This window comes from Streptomyces sp. NPDC001851, assembly GCF_040297165.1.
Classification (GTDB): Bacteria; Actinomycetota; Actinomycetes; order Streptomycetales; family Streptomycetaceae; genus Streptomyces.
Genome location: NZ_JBEOYR010000106.1, coordinates 1 through 1,026, shown reverse-complemented (window position 1 = coordinate 1,026; position 1,026 = coordinate 1). Strand labels below are relative to the sequence as shown.

Below are 1,026 nucleotides of genomic sequence, written 5' to 3'. Positions count from 1 at the left end.
AGATGATCTGGAGCTGTCCGCCACCGCTACGTATCTGTCGCTGGAGGCGGTGGAATCGGCGTAGTCCAAAAATGTCCGCATACCCCTTGAAGCCCCCATTTCGGGGGCTTTCTTTTGGGCGGAACTGGGCAGCCTGGAAAAAATGGGAAGCGCCCGGATGCCGATTGATTGCTGTCGCGCGCGCGAGGCCCGGCCATGCTGACCCCATGCCTGCTGACGTTGTCAGCGACATGCCAAGCAACCATCGGTCTTCAAGGTTGCGTCGCAGTTCCCACTGCGTGACCGAGCCAGCTCGCACCGCATCCATCCGCGAGCGGCCACCAGTCTCTGGTGGCGGATGCTTTCGCCTTATCGACCCACCGCGGGGTTACGCACCTTTCCCCGCATGCGTGGGGCTGGTGTGTCTCCGCTTCTTCCCTATGGAGATTCACCATGAACACCACGTCCAACGAGAAATCGTATTTCGACCTCCACACCTCGGGCATCGGCTACATCCAGCGTGTCCGTGAAGTGCCTGTCCGGGGCGGCCGCCGTGCGCAGCCTTTCCTGGCATGCACCGTTGCCGCGCTGGTCGGCCCCGCCAGGGACCCCAGCTACCGCTACTTCGACGTCAAGGTCTCGGGTGCCGAGGCCAAGAACCTCGTCCAGCGCTACATCGGCGTTGACGATCCCAAGCAGCGCCCGCTGGTGCGCTTCCGCCTCGGCGACCTGTGGGGCGATGCGTACATCCGCGACAAGGGCGAGCGCAAGGGTGAAGCCGCCGCGTCCCTCAAGGCGCGACTGCTCAAGGCCGAGCCGCTTGACCGGGCCGAACTGGCTTCCATCAAGCAGCACGAGCTGATCACCCGCGGCATCGGCTACCTCAGCCGTCCGAAGGACGTCACCCCCAAGGATGGCGATCCGTTCCTGTCGTGCTGCGTCGCGGCTCTGGCCGGGCCTGTCGGTGAACCGGACTATCGGTACTTCGACACCATCGTCGCCACCCCTGAAGCCGAGCACCTGGTTCGCCGGTGCGTGCAGGCCATC

1 protein-coding gene is annotated in these 1,026 nt (G+C 64.4%); it reads left to right on the top strand.

Annotated elements, in window-relative coordinates; all coding sequences use genetic code 11:
* Positions 1–432 precede the first annotated feature (432 nt).
* The coding region (locus tag ABT171_RS41805) for a DUF3577 domain-containing protein (protein ID WP_351252215.1) at positions 433–1,026 on the top strand (594 nt) is incomplete at its 3' end.